The following is an 18,243-nucleotide window of genomic DNA, read 5'->3' as shown; positions in this document are numbered from 1 at the left end:
TCGCGTCCGTCGCGTCCGTCGCGTCCGTCGCGTCCGTCGCGTCCGTCGCGTCCGTCGCGTCCGTCGCGTCCGTCGCGTCCGTCGCGCCGCGGCCCGCGCGGCCGCTGTCGCGTTCGCCGGCGCCCTCCGCGCATTCCTCGCCGCCTTGCCCGCCTCCGGCCGGTGTTGGCGCCGGGCAGGGCCAGAAGACGCCCTTCTCGTCCTCGATCCGCTCGTAGCTGATGCCGGAGTAGTCGGCGAGCCCGCCGGCGCTGGCCCGCCGCAGCTCCTCGAACACGGTGCGCGGCTCGGCCGGGAACGCCGCCGGGTCCGCGCCCAGCCGGGCGGCGAGCTCGGAGATGACGTCGAGGTCGGTGCGCACCCCGGGCGGCGGGTCGAGCGCCCGGCGCCGGCGCAGCACCCGGCCCTCGAGGTTCGTCATCGTGCCCTCCTCCTCCGCCCACTGCGCGACCGGCAGCACGACGTCGGCGAGGGCCGCCGTCTCGGACAGGAAGAAGTCGGAGACGACCAGCAGGTCGAGGGCGGCGAGCCGGTCGGCGATCCGGTTCGCGTCGGGGCCGGACACGATCGGGTTGGAACCGAGCACCCACATCGCCCGCACGCCGCCCTCGGTGCCCAGCGCGTCGAGCATCTCGAAGGCGGACACACCCGGGGGCGGCAGATCGTCCGGGGAGATGCCCCAGACGGCGGCGACGTGCGCCCGGTCGGCCGGGTCGGCGAGCTTGCGATAGCCGGGCAGCTGGTCGGCCTTCTGCCCGTGCTCCCGGCCGCCCTGCCCGTTGCCCTGCCCGGTGATGGTGCCGTATCCGGAAGACGGCCGGCCCGGAAGGCCGAGGGCGAGCGCCAGGTTGATGAACGCCTGCGCGGTGTCGGTGCCCGAGGCGTGCTGCTCGGCGCCGCGAGCGGTGAGCACCATGGCGCGTTCCGCCTCGGCCAGCAGGCGGACCGCCTGGCGCAGATCGTCCTCGGCCACGCCGGTGATCCGCTCGACGCGTCCCGGCCAGTAGGCGGTCACGGCCCGGCGGACCGCGTCGTACCCGGTCGTGCGGGCGGCGATGTAGTCCTCGTCGACCAGGCCTTCGCGGATGGCGATGTGCAGCAGGCCGGCGGCGAGCGCGAGGTCGGTGCCCGGGACGGGCTGGAGGTGCAGGTGGGCGCCGCGCGCGGTCGGGGTCGCGCGCGGGTCGACGACGATGTGCTTCGCGCCGTTCGCCCGTCCAGCGTCGAACCACTGCATGATCGGCGGCATGGTGTCGGCCGGGTTGCTCCCGACCAGCAGGATGACGTCCGCCGCGGCGATGTCACTTACCGGAAACGGAAGGCCTCGGTCGACGCCGAACGCGCGGTTGCCGGCCGCCGCGGCCGACGACATACAGAACCGGCCGTTGTAGTCGATCGAGCGGCTGCGTAGCGCGACCCGCACGAACTTGCCAAGCGCGTAGGCCTTCTCATTGGTCAGCCCGCCGCCGCCGAAGACACCGACGCTGTCGGGACCATAGCGGCGCTGGCAGGCGCGCCACCCCGCGACGATCCGGTCCAGCGCCTCCTCCCAGCTGGCCGGCCGGAACCCGTCGGAGCGCCGGTCTCGCACCAGCGGAGTGGTCAGCCGGTCGGGGTGGTCGAGCAGACTGGCGGCCGTCCAGCCCTTGGAGCACAGGCCACCCCGGTTGGTCGGGAAGTCGTCGCGCGGGATGAGGTCGACCGCGCCGAGCCGGGAGCCGAGCGACGACGGCGAAGCCTCGCGCGGCTCACGGCTCTCCAACCGGTACAGCCGCGGCCGCAGTTCGATCCCGCACTGCAACGCGCAGTACGGGCAGTGCGTCGCCGTCGTCGCCGGTGTCGGCGTCGTCGGTGTCGCCGTCGGTGCCACGGCGCGCGGCGCGGCGGCGGCTGGCGCGGGGGCGCTGGCCGCCGTCAGGGCTCGGTCGGGGGACACGGTCTAATAGTCAGATCTTCGTGTTTCGCCAGGAGCCTTCTCCCGCGCGCACCCGGTTACTAGTCACTCACCCCTGGGAACGGCGGAATGTGAGCGTGGCGCGCTGTGTCGCGCGGCACACCGTGAAGCCGATTCCGAGCCACCGCCGCCAGCGGGCAGCCGCCGGGTTCGCCGCGCGAAGCCGAGATCCAGCCGGTGCGTCGGCGGCCTCGCGGCACCCGGAATGTCGGCTCCCGGCAAGACGGCCGCGGCGGCGAACCCGACAGCTCAGGTTCATCTGGCCGGGATCAAATCCCGATTTGCCGGTGACTAGGGTGCAACTGTGACCGCCGAGAGCCACAGCGCGCCCGCCGTCGAGGCGATTGTCCCGGACGGCAAGGACTGGACCTGGGTGCTGGAACGGCCCTGCCCGGAGTGCGGGTTCGACGCCTCGACCTTCCCCGCGGCCGAGGTCTCGGGCCTGGTGCTGCGGGTCGCGTCCGCCTGGCTCGCCGTACTCGCCGAGACGCCGGCCGACGAGGCGCGCCGCCGTCCGGCGCCGGACCGCTGGTCGACGCTGGAATACGCCTGCCATGTGCGCGACGTCCTGCGCCTCTACGACGAGCGGCTCCAACTGATGCTCACGCGGGACAACCCCCTCTACCCGAACTGGGACCAGGACGAGACCGCCGTCACGGACCACTACGGCGACCAGGACCCCGCCCAGGTCGCCGCGGACCTGGCCGCCGCGGCGGCCAAGGTCGCCGCCCGGTTCGCGACCGTCTCCGGCGAGCGCTGGCGGCGTACGGGCGAGCGAAGCGACGGCGCCCGCTTCACGATCGACACGTTCGCGCGTTACTTCGCGCATGACCCCGTCCACCACCTCTGGGACGTCACCGGCCGTCCCGGCGGGGGCGTCACCCCCATCGCCGCGAGCTGAGACACCTCCGGGTCGCTCCGCCGAGCCGACGCGGCTCGCCCGGCGCGCCTCGGGTCGACGCGCCTCGGCCGACGTGCTCGGATCGGCGCGCCGCCCGCCGGTCTGGCCTAAACCCGAGCCTCGGGACGAGCCGGCGCGGCGGCTGGGATAGTAGACAACGACCCACCGGTCAGCGTCGCGCTGACCGGTCACGCGGGACAGGAACCGGACGGCCCGAGTCGCCCTCGGGCTGGCCGATCTCCGGACCGCTGGTCAAGGAGGGCTCGCCTAGTGGCCGATGGCGGCGGTCTTGAAAACCGCTATGGGGGCAACCTCATCGTGGGTTCGAATCCCACGCCCTCCGCTCTCTACCAGCACGTTTGCCCTCCGGGCGACGCGCGCCAAGGCTCTGAAGATCGTTGTGGGCGTCAGGTGGGCGTGGCGGCGCGCCTGGACCGGGGGACCGCGTTCGCCACGGCGAGCGCGGCCCGCTGGCCGGCCGGGCGCAGCAGGTGGGCGTACAGCGCCCCGGTGATCGCCGGCGAGGAGTGCCCGAGCCGCTTGGAGACGAGCGCCAGGTCGATCCCCTCCTGAAGCTGGATCGACGCCGACGCGTGCCGGAGGTCGTGCAGCCGCCGCCGGGAGAGCAGGCCCCGGCCGAGCTCGGCACCGACGGCGACGTCGGCGGCGGCGCCGGCGCCGCCACCGGCCGCTAGCGGCTCGGCCAGGTCCAGCCGGTGCCGGTTGCCGAACAGCCGGGTCACCGCGGTGACGGTCACGGTGCCGATCGGCTCGCGGTTGACGTACAGCGTCCACTCGCCGATCGGGTCGCGGTCGCGTTGGAGCGCCCCGACGACGACGTGACCGGCCCGCGCCGGGGCCGGCAGGCGGATGGTGGCGAGCAGGCCCGCCCGCCGGGCGATCGTCTGCATGCGCTGCGAGACGTACTCGGGCGGCAGGTAGCGCCCGTCAGGTCGGGTGAACATCAGACCCGACAGCTCGACCGGCTTGCCATGCTGGTTCGGCAGCGTCCCGTTGACCCACACCCCGCCGGCCTGCTCGCGCTCGGCGTCCTGGTTCAGCCGGTGCGCCAGCAGCGACCCGAGCGTCATCGGGTCGAGGTCGACCTTCCGCCTGCCCGACCGGGTCTTGGGCGGCCACACGCCGTGCCTGGCGCCCGTCTCTGTGATCTGCTGGGTGATCGTCAGCACCGACAGGTCGGCGTCGAGGCCGGGCCAGATCGCGCCGCAGGCCTCGCCCCGGCGCACGCCGTGCAGCGCGATCAGCTCCCACATCGCGGCGAGCCGGTCGGTGGCCGCCTCGTCGAGGAAGGCGCCCACCTCGTGCGCCTCCCATGGCTCGACTTCGGGCCGGATGTACTCGGGCAGCTCGACGCCAGCCACCGGGTTGAAGCCGATCAGCCGCCGCTTCACGGCGTCGTTCAGCGCGTTGCGCAGCGTGTCCCGGACGCGCTCGATCGTCGCCGGGCCGGTCGGCCGCGACTTGCGGGCGCCCGCCGCCTCGATCTGCCGGAAGGCCTTGTCGAGGTGGTCCGCCCGCAGGCCCGACAGCGGCACCTGGCCGAGCCATGGCTTGAGGTGCAGCCGGATGTGGCTCTCGTACGAGCGGCGCGCGGTCGGGCGCAGCCGGCGCTTCGACTCCAGCCACTGGTCGAGGTACTCGCCGACGGTCAGGGTGCCGATGTGCTTCTGGCCGGCCCGGACCTTCGCCAGCTGATCCTCGGCGTCCTGCTCGGCGGCGTCCTTCGTCGCGAAGCCCGATCCGCGCAGCTGCGTCCTGCCGACGAGGGGAATCAGTTCTTCTGGCACTTCGATGCGCCAGGACCATTTGCCGTGTGGTTTCCGTCCTCTGAGCTTCGCGCAACGCTTGCCGAGCTGTTTCCCGGTCTCCGGGTCGCGGCAGCCGCAGCGCTTCTCGGTCTGAATCTCCATGGGTGTTCCCGCTGTCTCCGTGAGGGGGCTCGCTGCCGGAGCGGGGACGCAGGCGCGCTCGTTGCTCAGGGCGGCAGCGTTGCGATGTGGGCTGTGGCGGATGGCGTGCCGTGGTGCCGGGCAGGCCGCGCGCGGCCAGTGGAAGTGCCTCGCGGTGCGCCGTCATTCCGCTATAGGCAGGATATCTTTCAATTCCCATGCAGGGCCACAATGCGATATTCCGTGCATCCGTAGCGGCGAGGCCGTGAGGTGCCGGAACATCGGATCAAGCATCGTAAATGACATCGCCAGGGGCATCGTCGCCTATCGGGTGCTGCTTGAGGTCCTCGCCGTCACCGCCTCGCGGGAACTACAGCGGGAGCTGGGCGTCGAGCACCATGTGGATGTCGCGCGCCTGGTCGTAGGCGTCGGCCGCGCGGGGGTCGGTGGGACGATCTCCCAGCGCCTGTCTGGCCGGTTCGACTGCTTCGATGATGGCGGGGGTGCCGTAGGGCAGGCCGAGGACGTGGTGTCGGTAGCGCTCGGCCCGGCTGGCCGCCTGTTCCCAGGCCGCCGCCTGCAAGGTGGCGGTGGGGCGGGGGCCGAGCAGCGCGGTCAGGTAGCTGGCGGGCTCGGCCGTGGCGCGCAGGACCGCGTCCGTGGTCTGCCGGTCGAGTGCGGCCTCCACCCGGGCCAGTCGTGCCACCCGATCTGCCCTGAAGGGCGAAACTCGGTCCGCGTCGTGCGGCATCTGTGCGCGCATCTGGACCTGCGTTCGGGTGGTACCGGCCAGTCCGAGTGGTGCGTCGACGAGGAGTTGCCGTTCCTCCGCCAGGGCGGCGGTCGGTCTGGTGGCGAGGTGGGTGATCTCGGCGCGGTTCAGCAGGCCGACGAGTTCGTTCCATTCCTGCTGGGCGGTCGTCGGGCTGGGCAGTTCGTAGAGCGCCGGGTCGACGCCGACCTGTTCGCACAGGTCGGTGACGCGCCACGCGAGCACCGCGGCACCGGCGCGAGTCTCGTCCCCAGCCGGGTGGGCGAGGTCCGAGGTGACCTGGCTGGGGGTGAGGCCGGCGTCGAGGAGGGCGTGGACACCGGCGACGGCGCGGTTCCGCGGAACCGCCTGGCCCACTCCGCTGAACCGGGTTCGGTCGGTGTCGGGCAGACCCGCGGCCCAGTCGTCGACGAGCCGGTGCGCCAGGTACCGGTGGTAGAGCCACGGGTCGCGTGCCTGATCGTCTGGGCGCGCGCCGGGTGGCGGTCCGGCGTCGTGCGCGGTGGCGCCGGGCTGGTGGCGGGCGTGGTAGACGGCCAGCGCGCCGACGGCCGCGTCCCAGACAGCGCGCTCCGGGCCGGCTTCCGGGCGGGAGCCGAGGCGCGCCACGAGCGCCGTCGGCGGGTGGGCGAGCGCGGCGGCGCGCAGCGCCGCTTCGGCGGCCAGTTCGGCGCGCCGTAGCAGCACCTGGCGCGGCATGCCGGCGCGTCGCGTCGGCGCGTCCAGTGGCGCGTGGCCCGGCGCGGTCGGCGCGACTGGATCGGCGCGGACCGGCGCGGTGCGTTCCCGCGCAGCGCGTTCCGGCGCGGTCGGCGCGACGCTTGACCGGTCCAGAACCTGCCGGCCGAGTCGGAACGCGGTGAGTTCGGCGAGGGTGTGTCGCCGACGGAGGCGGTGTGCCTCGGCCGCCCAGGGATCGTGGTCGCTGGCCAGGCGTTCGGCGCGAGACCGGTCGAGCCGGCCGGCGAGCCGGTCCAGCGGACTGTCGTCGCCCGGCTCGGCGGGAAGCCACGTCTCGTCGTCGTGTTCGTCGAGCTGGTCGCGACGCACGACGTAGGCGGCGAGGTCGGTGCGGGCGCGCGAGAGCATGACGTACAGGCCCGCCCGGCTGGTGTCGTCGGTGACGACGGCGCGGGCGGTGTCCATCGTGGTGCCCTGGGCCTTGGCCGCCGTGATCGCGTAGGCGTGGGCGAGGCCGCCGTCGCGGCCGTCGGCGAACCGGTGTGTCAGGTAGTCCCAGGGGATGCGGACGCTGCCCTTGCTGGGGAAGTACACCGTCAGCGCCTGACCAGCCGGCCTGTCGGCGTCGAGGTGCACCGCGGTGACGACGCCGACGGTGCCGGTCCGGACGTAGGCCGAGCCGGGCTTGCCGGCCGGGACGAGGGTGTGGCCGGCCTGGGTGAGGGTGATGACCTCGTCGCCGATCTGGAACTCGCGGCCGGCGGTATGCAGGGCCGGGCCGGTCAGGGTGCCGTCGGCGGTGAGCAGGGCGCGGGCGGCGCGGTTGAGGGTTTCCACCTCGCGGTGCCGCTCGGCCATCAGGTGGATCTTCGCTGGTTGTGGTCGCGCCGCGGCGTGGGCCGGCCATCTGGACGCGCCGTCGACGGACGCGCCGCCGTTCGCGCCGGGCGCGCTGTTCGCGCCAGACGCGCCGAGCCGCGTGCCGGACGCGCCGTGCCGCGTGCCGGACGCGCCGTGCCGCGCGCCGGTCGCGGTCGTCGGCGCGTCGGCACCGGCGCTGTTCGCGCCGGGTATGTCGTCCGCGCTGTGGACGCGCCGCTGGCGTTCGGCGTACCAGTCGGCGACGGCGCGTTCGAGTAGCGCGTCGGCGCCGTCAGCGAGGTGGATGCGGCCGTCGGCGGCGAGCCGGTCCAACGCGGCGCGCACGGTCGGCGCGGTGTCGGCGCGCAGCGCGCCGAGCGCGGCGCGGACCGGCGCGAGATCCGCGCCGGCCTGGCGGTGCACGGTCGTCAAGGTCGCGACATCGGAGGTGTGGGCGACGAGGTGGGTGAACCAGCCGCCGGCGCCGACCGAGCCGAGCTGGGCGGGGTCGCCGAGCGCGAGGACGACAGTGCCGGTGCGGGTGGCGTAGCGCAGGAGGCGCTCGGCGTCGCGGGTGGCGACCTGGGTGGCCTCGTCGACGATCAGGACCGAGCCAGGCGGCCAGACGTCGGCTGGGTCCGTGACGTTGTCGAGGAGGGTGAGCCAGCTGGCGACGACCCGGGCCGGGATGCCGATCCGGTCGGCGAGTTCCTCGGCCTGGCGGCCGCCATGGGCGGTGGCGAACACGTGGCGGCCGGCGGCGCGCAGGATGCCGGTCAGGGCGCGCATCGCCTCGGTCTTGCCCGTCCCGGCCGGGCCGACCGCGGGGCGGACGAGGTCTCCGCTGGTCAGTAGCCGGCGTACCAGCTCCGCTTGCTCGGCCGACAGCGCCACTGGGGCGGCGCGGCGTTCCGGGTCGGCCGGGGAGGTTCCGGGGTGGGCGCGGTTCGGCGGGTGGGTGGCGGCGGCGAGTCGGGTTTCGAGGAGGGTGGGGTCGACGAGCAGGCGGGGGGCGGCGCCGGCGGTGACCTGGCCTTGGCGGATCAGGGCGGACAGGGTGTCCTCGGCCAGCAGCAGGTCCTCGACGGAGTAGAGCGGTTCGGGCTGGTGGCGGCGGCGCTGGCCGGGGGTGGTGCCGTGTAGCAGGACGACGCGGGGATCGGCCAGGAACCGGTCGGTCAGCCGTTCGATCGTCTCGGCGTCGGCCCGGTCGCCCGTCCACGCCGCGACCATGCGCACCACGTCCCGGCGCACGAACGTCGTCGCCTTCTCCGTCAGCCCCAGCGCGCCGGAGAGCAGGTCGAACAGGTCGGCGATCTCCCGCTCGCCGAGTGGCACCGGCTGGTCGGGCGTGGCGACGGCGAGCTGGCGGACCTGGTCGATGGTCCAGCCGGTGGCGGTCAGCCGGTCGAGCTGGGCGGCGTGGACGGCGTCGTCGGCGAGCACTTTCTTCGCCTTGCGCGAGCCGCGCTGCGCGGCGGCCTTCGTCGCCCCGGACGGTTCCAGCCCCTGTGCGACGAGTTGGGCGAACTCCGCCTCCACCTCGCCGTGGCGGGTCGAGAACGCGGCCAGCAGATCGGGCGGGAACCCGGCCAGCTCCGCCACCCCGTTGCGCACCGGCTCCCAGGCCACGCCGCGCAGGCGGGACAGTTCGTGGCGCAGCACCGCGGCGCCGACGAACCCGGCGGTCCTGATGTGCGCGAGCAGCACCTCCCCGTCGACCGTCCGCCACGCCCAGGGCGGCACCGTCGGCCTGCTCTGGCCTGGATGGGAACCCGCCGCCGACCGATCGATGTCGTCGGGGACCGCGACCACATTGAAGATGATGTTGTGGACGTGCAGGTGGGCCTCGGTGTTGCGGGACACGTCGTGCAGGTAGGAGGCAACCGCCAGGCCGAGTGAGCGCTGGTCGCGGCCGGCGACCAGGCCGAACGCGGCATGCCGCTCCAGATAGCCGATCGTCGCGTCCACCGCCGCGTCCAACGCGGCGCCGATGTCCGCGCGCAGTGCGTCGTCCCCGAACGCCCACAGCAGGCTCACCGACTTCGGCGCCGCGCACACGAGGTCGTAGCCGAGCACCGTCGCCGGCGGCACCCGCCGCGCGTTCCACCGCTCGAACTCGGCCCGCCGCACCCGCCACCGGCCGTCCGGTCCCCGCGCCCCGGTCAGGTGGTCACCCGATTCGGCGCCGGCCGCGACGACGTCACCGGCGCCCGCCTGCTCGTCGGGCGTGGCCGCGCCAGGGGAATCGGGCGCGCCACGTCCACCGGCCTTGGATGGCCCGGCCCTGGGAACGGTCGAAGTCGTCGGATCCGCCGAGGTGTCGGCGGGAGTCGGCTGGTCGCCGGCGCGGCCGACGAGCCGACGCAGATAGGCCGTGCTCACCCCGGCGATCGCCGCAGCCTCCACGAGGGTCAGCCACTCCCCATCCTCGCCGGCGGTCTTGGCGGGTTTCCGCCCAACGGCACCACTGAGGTGAGGTGTCCGGCCCGCCGAGCCGGCTCCCGTCAGCAGCGGCTGGCCAGTCACGGCGTGCTCGCCACGCAGCAGCCGCGCCAGCGCTTGGCCCGTAACGTCCCCGCGCAGACCGACGAGCGAGGCCAGCCGGCCCCGGGCCCGGCCGCGCGCCTGGTCCCGGCTGTAGTAGCCGGCCAGCGCGTTCTCCGGCTGGCCTCCCTGCACGTAGGCCACCACCGCGGCCGCGGCCCGAGCGACCTGCTCCGGCTCCCGGGCCCGGACCCGCAGCACCTTTGCCGTCGCGATCATCGGAGACCACCAGGCCCCGAGTTGTACCGGCCAGGGCCGCGGCGGTGGTGGGCGAGATACGGCATGGGGCACTCCAGGACGCCTGAGGACGGCGGCCCCAGAACGGCCGGGATACGCCATGACGGCACCGCAGCCTGCCCGGCCGGAACATCGCGGCGGCCCTCGCGCCAGCCCTCCGACCAGACATCGCGACCGGGCCAATGCCTCCCGGTGACGACAGCCACCAGGGCCGGGCGGTATGGCCGGCGATGTCGCTCGCGATGCCCAGCGCGATGGCCGTAGGGATGACGGCCCTCGAGCGGCCGTGTCCCTCGCCTGCCGGGGCTACCGTGCGGCCGATGCCAACTGGTGGCGCCCGTGGTTCTTATCGGGTGAGGAGGCGATATGCGGTTGCGACAGGTCGAGCGTTCGTCTGGGGCGTTTCAGCAGCCGTTGACGGCCGGCGAGATCCGGGCGATCTGTGGCCGGGTGTTCGGCTCCGAGGTTCGGGTCGTCACCGCCGAGGAGCTTGGGGCAGGTCTATACAACACGACGTACCGGGTGACGGTGGCGGGGCGGGACCGGCCGGTGATCCTGCGGGTCGCGCCCGAGCCAGGCCGGCAGTTCGCGTCGGAGTGGCAGCTGATGCGTAACGAGTACGCCTCGCTGCCCTACCTGGCGATGATCGCGCCGCTGCTGCCAAAGGTGATCGCCGCGGACTGGTCACAGGAGCTGATCGGCCGGGACTGGATGGTCCAGACCCTTCTGGATGGCGTGCCGGCGCCGAGCCGCCTCGGCGACTATCCGCGCGCGCTGTGGCCGGTCTTCTTCCGAGAGCTGGGCGCCATCGCGCGGCGGGTTCACGGGGTGCGCGGGACGCGTTTCGGCCCGGTCACCGGTCCCGGTTACGGCTCGTGGAGCGAGGCGGTGATCGCTTCGCTGGAGGCCGTCGTGACGGATCTCGACGGCGCCGGCCTGGACGCGGCCGACCTGCGCAGGGTCATCGCCGTGGCCGTTGACCGGCGGGCCGTGCTGGACGAGGTGACCGAGCCCCGGCTGCTGGCCGGTGATCTGTGGACGGTGAACGTGATGCTCCACGAGACCACCCCGGAGCCGACGATCACCGGGGTGTTCGACCTCGACCGGACCTGGTTCGGCGACAGCGCCGCGGACTGGACGATCCGGATGGCGCTGACGAAACAGGACGAGCGGGTCGCGTTCTGGGACGGCTACGGACCCCGTGACACCTCGCCCGCCGCGCGGCTACGCCAGCAGATCTACGAGGGCCGCCACCTGGGAGCGGTCAGACTCGAACGGCATCGCCTCGGCAACGCCGACGGCGTCCGCGCCAGCTACCCGGCCTTGTCCGCCGTTCTGGCCCACCTGACCTGACCAGCGTGGCCGAGGTCGACCTCAGCTCGGTCCCACGTGAGCTGAGCCGTGGGGTGAGCGCGCCGCTACCTGCGAGGTAGGCATTCCGTTGGGGATGCGGGCACCAGCCAATCGGGGTGACAGCGTCCGAACATTCCTCGCCGAGCGGGCTCGCACGGAATGTCTGTGGCGTACCGCTATGGCAGAGTTGGCGCGCGCTGACCAGAAGGCCACCTGGGGCGCTCTACCAGGAGGTTCTATGCGGCGTCCACGCGTCCGTCCGTTCGGCCGTTCGGTGAATGCCGCGCTGCTTGCCGGACTTCTGGCGGCAGGCTGTACCGGGGCCGCCGGCACGCAGGCCGACGGGCCGCGTGAGCCGACCGCGACGACGGCCTCCGCCGCGCTCGCGGCCGGCGAGTTCGGCGTCGGCGACCGGCCCGGCACCACGACCCCCTCGCCGTCGGCGACCCCCGCCTCCACGGCCGGGCCGACGGCCGGTTCTGGCCCCGCGCCGACGGCACCTGCCTCGCCGGGCCGGACCGGCGCCGCGCGGGCGACCATCCCGGCCGCGTCCGGAACGCCCCGCCCCGCCGCAGCGCCGCCCTCGGCCGCCAGCCCAGCCATGGCCAAGCCGCCGCCGGTGACGCGGCCCGCGGCGGTCCCCATGACGACTCAGTCGTCGCAGGCTCCGCGGCCCGCGGCGGTCATTTCGACGGCGCCGCCAGCCCCGCGGCCACCGGCGACGCCGTCGCGGGCACCGCAACCGACCCCGGTGGCCCCGGCCACGCCAGCGCCGAGCACGACGCCGCCGCCCCCGGCCCAGACCGCGGGAGCACCGGACATGAGGATCTGGGTGAGGCGGTTCATCGGCATCACTGGCTCGGACTACGTGTGCGGCTCCCTGAGGATCAAGCTGTCGAATTGGGGCACCGCCCCATCCCCCGCTGGCTGGCTCAAGGTGACCCTGGTGTGGGAGAGCGACGGCGTCGGCCTGGTGAGCGAAGGCCTCGAGGAGGTCACGGTGAGCCTCCCACCGGTGGCCGGCGGGGGGACGACGGTGTTCGACACCAGGGTCTGCATGACCAACATCATCGAGGGCGTGGGGCCGGGCGGGGCGCACATCGGTATCTATGGGACGAGAGGCAGCTCCTATTTCGCCCCGACCAGCATGGTCGGGAACATAGACAGCTCGGGAACGACGTCGTCATAGCTCGTAGCCCGGCCTCCGGGCAAACCCACCGGCCGCCTCCGTGAGCAGCGGCTCTGGCCGACGGGCGCGAGTAGGTGGCGATGCCTATGCCTTCTTGGCGGCCGTGTAGATGTTGTAGCGCCAGGCGTCCTGGTGCTTCCACATCTCGACGCCGCTCATCGCGTTGACGGCCTTCGCTGTCTTGCCGAGTCGCCGCGCGGTGGCGTACGGCAGGCGGCCGAGGAGCGCGAACGCGCGCAGCATCGGCAGCATGCGGGCCGTCACGTCCTCCACCGCCTCGACCTTGAACGACGCCGATTCGAGGAGGCCTTCCAGGTCGCCGTGGTTGAGACGGTGCCAGGTCGGCATCGCGCCAAGCTCGCACACGGCGTCGAACGCCGCCCGCGCGGCCGGATCCAACAACTCCTCCGGTGTCCGCGAATACTCGAACATCACGAGCCGCCCGCCGGGGCGCAGAACCCGGTGAAACTCGGCCAGCACCCGTTCGGGATCGGCGGCGTGCACGAACGTCTCCATCGTGTAGGCCCCGTCGAACTGGCCGTCGGCGAACTGGGAGAGGTCGTGATAGTCGCATTCGACGAACCGGGTGCGGTCGGCGAGCCCGGATTTCTCGCTCCGGCGCCGGGCCTCGTCGAGGTTGAAGTCGAGAATATCGATTCCGGTGACGTCCAGGGTGAAATCGGTTGCGAGCGTGCGCGCGACCTCGCCCATGCCGCAGCCGGCGTCGAGCACCCGGGAACCGGCATCGAGACCGAGCCGGCGTCCGAGCTGATGCTCCATGCGGCGCATCGCCGGTGAGAACCGCCACCCGGGGTCCCCGGCCTCGTACCAGCCGAAGTGCTTCGTCCCGTGCAGCAGATACAGGTAGCCCAGCCGTGACTCCGTGCGATCGTAGTACCGAAGAACCGCCTTAATGTTCGCGTCGCGTTCTGGCACCCTAGGCTCCGTTCGTCGGCGTCATTGTAGCAGGAAGCCGACAACAGACCCGAAGATGGCTGCCGCGTACTGGACGATGAGACCGGTACCATATGGGAGGCTGGGCGCCCCGGCAAACATGTCATAGGCGGCCCGCGTGCTGGGTGCGTTCTCGCTAGCTCGCACCTTTTCAAAGATTTCCGTGGCACGCACTTCGGACAGCAGGTACGCGTCATTCCCGGCCAGCGTGTCCATCATACGAAGGCGAAAACGCCGCGTGATCGTGAAAAGCATGAACTGCGTGAACGCGCCTACCCACAACGAGAGTCCGAGCAGTAACCCATAGAGATAGGGAAGATAGCTGCCAAGCAACGGCGAGCCGCCAAACAAACCCGGTAAGGTGACGGCGAAAGCCCCGAGTGCCAGGAAGATCGCCGAGTATGCGTACCCCTCCGAGAGGGTTCTGATTCCTGGCGTGCGCGCCGGATCATTCCACCGGAGGCTGAGGTCTGTGCACTTCCGCATGAGAATCGCCATAATCGGCGGAACTATCAGCCAGTAGCTGACGTTCCCGAGAAACAACATACTCCATGCAAGGTTGGCGGTGATCGCGATATTTCGCGCGTCGAAGTCGCCGCGCATCAGCAGGACTATGAAGGGGATCACCGCCGCCGCGATCGGTAAGCTGGCCTGCCAGAAGCCGTAACCACGCAGCACTGGGGACACAATTCGATCTCGGTGTGCGCTCTCACGGATCAGGTCGTCGATGGTGCCGAGTCGCCGGAGAGGAAAAGTCCACGCCAGTGAGGCTGCTCCGAGCATACCGCCGTTTACCGTTCCCAGCAATGCGAAGAGCAGCAGGTCCTCGCCGGACAGGTCCCACGCTCCGCCGATCGCCGTCACCGATACTGCGACGGCGATCAGACCGGGGCCGTATGACAGCAACATCAGACGGAACATGGCCCACGGACTCCGCATGGCGGTGCGGTGCGGGTCGCGATTTCCGCGGACAACGAAGATGGCGTAGATACGACGAAACCCCAGGAGCCACGCCTCGGAAAACCCCGCCCATGGGGCGCCGGCGTCATCCGACAAGATCGCTACCCAACGTGAGCCGGTCCCTTCCAGGCAGCACGGCGAATCACATCGATGCCACGGTACTGGAAGCGTGCCGCCAGCGTGGTCGGAACGTCACCGTTCGCCAATGCACTCATGCCCACGTTCGACCAAGCGGACTTCGAGAAGATATGAGTCCTGGCTTCGGCCGCCGACACGGAGCACCCGAGCGTCTCCGCCTGGGGTGTCCACTTCGTCAGTGGTGGGTCATTCAGGGTCGAAAGTAACGCGATGCCGGCCCTACTGGCCTTCAGCAGTCATGAGAAGGCAGGCGTCCGTGTGCGGCAGGCGGCCACGTGTCCGGCGAGGTAGTCGATCTGTTGCAGAAGGTCCGACGGGTCGCGGGCGAGATCGAGTACATGCACGTGGATCCTGGGGCCTTGGCCTCGGATCACATGGACATCGGGGGTACCACCCGCATAGATCAGGTGACCTTCGGCGAGGTCGAGGGCGGTGCAGTACGCGATGAGCTGGTAGACGTCCTCGCTGGGGAAGCCCTTGTTCGGTGCCTTGTATTTCGCGTCCAGCACGGCCGCGCACTGGTCGCCGTGCCACCAGGTGATGTCCGGACGGGGTGCGAGCTTCCCAGCCTCGTCGAGGCGGATGACCTTCTGCCCCTCGACTGCACCGCCGTGATGTTCGAGCGCCGTGCGGAGCACTGCGGTCAGCCAGTCCTCGTAGACGCGGTTCATGTCGAACAGGAAGCCGGTCGCCGCGAGGGTCGGGCCGGCGGGGCTGTCGGCGGCGGGAATATCGAGACCGCGGTGGTCAAGGACGAGGCGGGCTAGGCGCAGGGCTGACTGGTAGCGACGATTGAGCCTGGTCTCGGGAGTCGCCGGGGCGCGTAGGCCGGCCGGCAACGGGGCGACCTCAGCGAGACCGACGTTGAGGCGGTGCAGCGCGGCGCGGGTCGCTGCGGGGATGCCGGGCAGGCGGAGCAGGCGGCGGGTAGCACCGAGCAGGATCCGGTTTTCCGGGATGTCCGCGGAGTAGTCGTCATAGGCGACTTCCAGCGGGTAGGCGCGGCCGAGGCGGGCGCGCAGCTGGTCGGCTTCGCGAAGCCGGCCGCGGAGAACAGGCGAAGTTTCGGCGACGGGCTGATAGCCGCGCAGCACACCGGCGGCCAGGGCGCGGCCGGCCCGACGGGTGAACGCTACGGCGAGACCGGTCACCAGGTCGTCGGTCTCGGCCAGGTCGACGTCGTCGTCACGCCAGCCCTTCTGGTCGCGGGCGTGACCGACAAGCCAGAGAAGGCGGCCGACGCCGACCTTCGGGCGGATCACCAGCTCAAAGTCACCCGCGCGCACCACCCCGACCGTCGACGACGCGGCCAGGCAGACGGCGCCTTCCAGATCACGGCTGACGGCGACGGCACCAGTCGCCGCGAACGTCCGGGCGACGTCGGCTGGCAGGCCGGGGACGGTGACGCTCTTGTGCTCGCGGACGACGATTGGCGTGATCATGCCGGCGGCGGCGCCTCGCCGGTGCCGTCGCCCGCGTCAATCCCGTCCGCTTCCGGCTGGGGTGGGACCGGCGGCGTGACCGTGGGCAGGAGCACATCGAGGCCGTAGCGCTGGCGGACGAACGCGGGGACGTCGGGATGCTCGCCGAGGTGCCGCTCCTCAAGGAGCGGCAGGATCTGTGTCTTCCAGATCCGGGCGAGTCCGTCCTTCGTCGCCACCCGGGAGTTCATCAGGTACGACGGGCCGATGGCGGCGTCCCGGTCTGCGATTGCTCTGTTGAGCTCGTCGAGCAGGTCGGCGATGTGGGCTGGCTTGCCATTGTCCGCCAGCCAGCGACGGAGCATCCCCGCGACCGGCGGTTCGCCTGGGAAGAGGGATTGCCAGGCGAAGCGGCGCCGCATCGCGGCGTCGACCAGCGCGATCGACCGGTCAGCGGTGTTCATCGTGCCGATGAGGAAGACGTTCTTCGGCAGCGCAAAGTCGTCCTCTGGGGAGTACTGCAGCTGGATCGTCCTGTCCCGGTACTCCAGGAGGAAGTACAGCTCTCCGAAGACCTTCGCAAGGTTCGCCCGGTTGATCTCGTCGATCACCAGGATGTAGGCCCCAGACGGGTTCGCCAGCGCAGCGGCGACCAGGCGGCGGAACGGGCCAGGCTCCTTGGCGAACTTGAAGGTGTCGTCGCCGGCCGTCGAGGGGCGGAAGCCTTCGACGAAGTCCTCATAGGCGTACGAAGGGTGGAACTGCACCAGCCGGTACTCACCGTTCGTCTGTTCAACGAGAGACTCAGCGATCTCCTGCGCCAGATAGGTCTTGCCGGTACCGGGCGGGCCATAGAGCACGATCTGCTTCTTCTCGTTGAGCAGCTCCATCGTCTCGGTGAGCCACGGGAGGTCGACCAGCAGGTTGTCAGCGAACTCCTGGCTGGGGGCCGGCAGGTCCTGGAGCTGGGGCCGGACCTCGGGTTTGAAGGTCGTCTCCGCTGCCTTCAATGCGGCCGCGACGGCCGGGTCGTCGACCGGAGCGGGGTCAATAACCTCCGCGCCGATCTCAAGCTGGGCCAACTGGAGGAACTCGCCCGCCTCGTCACCGAGGCCGCTGACCGTGAGCTGCCCGCGCAGCCGGTTCTGCGCCGCCTCCGAAAGATCGGACCGGTTGATCGGCTTGTCGGCATTGAGCCAGCGGACGGCGCGACGTCGGTCGGCCAGCGGAGTCTTCTGCTCCCAGGTCGGCGGCCCGTCGAGAATGCCGACGTAGACCTGGGGACCATCGACGGTCACGACCAGATCGCCGACCTGCATCCGATTGAAGAAGCGGTCGAGCAGCCCGATCCAGTTGCCTTCCTGGCTCGGTCGCAAGCCGGGCTCCGACGCGCGGACCAGCTGCGCGAGCTGCGTCCGCGACAGCCCGACAGGGATGTCCGGGTAGTCGGGCCAGGACATCGAGCAGTAGCCGTCGCGCAGCCACTCCGGGACGAGATTGGTCCGCGAGATGTTGGCGCCGCGCACCAGCCAGCCGGTGTGAGTCGAGGCCGTCCCCTCGGGTTCGGTCGCCGGAGTCATCCACTGATCCCGCCACGGCGGCTGGAAGAAGTCGATCGGCCGGCCTTCCTTGAGGCTGAGCGCCTCCCAGAAGGCGGCAAAGTCCGCCTCCAGGTCGCCGCGCGGCCGCTGCCCCGCCAGGTAGCCGAACGCCTCCATGATCGCGCCAGGGTGGTCGGCGCGCAGGCTGTTGAGGAACGTCCGCGGGAAGGCGAGGTGCAACAGCGCCCGGCGTTGACCGGCGGCCGTCGTCGTCGGCACCTGGTCGAGCAGGTCTCGGAAGTCCCACGGGCTCTTCAACAGGTCGGCGCGCAGCTCCGGCGCAAGGGCCTTCACCGCGGCGACGACGCTGGCCAGCCAGATCACCTGCGCCGGCCGGTACCGGTAGTACGCGATCCCCACCCAGATGACGCCGTTGTCGAGAGCACCGTCGAGGTCGGCGGGCAGCTTCAACGCGCCTGCGGACTCGTCGAACACCTTCCGGAGCGCGAGCCGCTTCGTCGAGCCGTTCATCCCCAGCACCGGCAGGAAGTGCAGGTAGAGGACCTCAGCCGCGAGCTGGACCACCTCCGGGCTGGCGTCCGCCAGCTCCACCCGAAGCTTGTCCAGAAAACTGCCCGGCCCCGCCGGGGGATGCTCCAGCCGGTACGCGAGGTCCAAGGCGTTTTCCTGGGTCCACACAGACCGGCCGGGCGCGAAGACGGAGTCGTCCTGAACGAAACCGCGCTCCAGCACCAGCCGCGCCGCCGCATAGACCTGATCCTCGCCGCTCACCGGCGTACCTCCACCGAGTTCAAGGGCCAAGC

Annotated in this window: 11 protein-coding genes and 1 tRNA gene; 4 read left to right on the top strand and 8 right to left on the bottom strand. The window is 71.6% G+C overall.

The features are described from left to right. A partial coding sequence (locus I6A81_RS07735) for a molybdopterin oxidoreductase family protein (protein ID WP_407661270.1) occupies positions 1-1,870 on the bottom strand: 1,870 nt, incomplete at its 3' end. 388 nt (positions 1,871-2,258) lie between these two features. Here I6A81_RS07735 and I6A81_RS07730 point away from each other — a divergent pair. Beyond that, positions 2,259-2,855: a DinB family protein gene (locus tag I6A81_RS07730; protein ID WP_202999549.1), complete on the top strand. Its 597-nt coding sequence runs from the start codon at positions 2,259-2,261 to the stop codon at positions 2,853-2,855. A 256-nt stretch (positions 2,856-3,111) separates the two neighbouring features. Further along, positions 3,112-3,198, top strand: a tRNA-Ser gene (locus I6A81_RS07725). Positions 3,199-3,262: 64 nt separating this feature from the next. Here I6A81_RS07725 and I6A81_RS07720 read toward each other — a convergent pair. Together I6A81_RS07720 and mobF are read right to left on the bottom strand one after the other, a co-directional pair. Beyond that, positions 3,263-4,786: a site-specific integrase gene (locus tag I6A81_RS07720; protein WP_202999551.1), complete on the bottom strand. Its 1,524-nt coding sequence runs from the start codon at positions 4,784-4,786 to the stop codon at positions 3,263-3,265. 349 nt (positions 4,787-5,135) lie between these two features. Continuing rightward, on the bottom strand, positions 5,136-9,845 hold the full coding sequence (gene mobF / locus I6A81_RS07715) for a MobF family relaxase (RefSeq protein ID WP_203010136.1): 4,710 nt from the start codon (positions 9,843-9,845) through the stop codon (positions 5,136-5,138). Between the two features lie 384 nt (positions 9,846-10,229). On the opposite strand from mobF, the gene I6A81_RS07710 reads away from it, so the two are divergent. Next, a complete protein-coding gene (locus I6A81_RS07710) occupies positions 10,230-11,216 on the top strand; it encodes a phosphotransferase family protein (protein ID WP_202999558.1) in 987 nt (328 codons plus the stop codon). A 651-nt stretch (positions 11,217-11,867) separates the two neighbouring features. Here the strand turns inward: I6A81_RS07710 and I6A81_RS07705 are convergent. Beyond that, positions 11,868-12,062, bottom strand: coding sequence for a hypothetical protein (locus tag I6A81_RS07705; RefSeq protein ID WP_202999560.1), 195 nt, complete (start codon positions 12,060-12,062; stop codon positions 11,868-11,870). On the opposite strand from I6A81_RS07705, the gene I6A81_RS07700 reads away from it, so the two are divergent. Next, a complete protein-coding gene (locus tag I6A81_RS07700) occupies positions 12,049-12,405 on the top strand; it encodes a hypothetical protein (RefSeq protein ID WP_202999562.1) in 357 nt (118 codons plus the stop codon). The two genes, I6A81_RS07705 and I6A81_RS07700, sit on opposite strands and share 14 nt — an antisense overlap. Positions 12,406-12,489: 84 nt before the next feature. On the opposite strand, the gene I6A81_RS07695 is transcribed toward I6A81_RS07700, so the two are convergent. The 4 genes from I6A81_RS07695 to I6A81_RS07680 all read right to left on the bottom strand — a co-directional run bounded on the left by I6A81_RS07695 (position 12,490) and on the right by I6A81_RS07680 (position 18,211). Continuing rightward, positions 12,490-13,341 (bottom strand): class I SAM-dependent methyltransferase, encoded by an 852-nt coding sequence (locus tag I6A81_RS07695; protein ID WP_202999564.1) that lies wholly within the window; start codon positions 13,339-13,341, stop codon positions 12,490-12,492. Positions 13,342-13,362: 21 nt separating this feature from the next. Beyond that, positions 13,363-14,268, bottom strand: a complete 906-nt coding sequence (locus tag I6A81_RS07690; protein WP_203031749.1) for a hypothetical protein — start codon at positions 14,266-14,268, stop codon at positions 13,363-13,365. Between the two features lie 425 nt (positions 14,269-14,693). Next, entirely contained in the window at positions 14,694-15,899 is a 1,206-nt protein-coding gene (locus tag I6A81_RS07685) for an McrC family protein (RefSeq protein WP_202999567.1), read from the bottom strand. Next, positions 15,896-18,211 carry an McrB family protein gene (locus I6A81_RS07680; RefSeq protein ID WP_202999568.1) on the bottom strand — a complete coding sequence of 772 codons (2,316 nt, stop codon included), beginning with the start codon at positions 18,209-18,211 and terminating at the stop codon, positions 15,896-15,898. The genes I6A81_RS07685 and I6A81_RS07680 overlap by 4 nt, the downstream gene beginning before the upstream one ends. Positions 18,212-18,243 lie beyond the last annotated feature (32 nt).

It is taken from the genome of Frankia nepalensis (genome assembly GCF_016786325.1).
In the GTDB taxonomy this organism is placed as follows: Bacteria; Actinomycetota; Actinomycetes; order Frankiales; family Frankiaceae; genus Pseudofrankia; species Pseudofrankia nepalensis.
The sequence above is the reverse complement of the archived record's forward strand: the minus strand, read 5'-3'. Positions and strand labels throughout refer to the sequence as shown.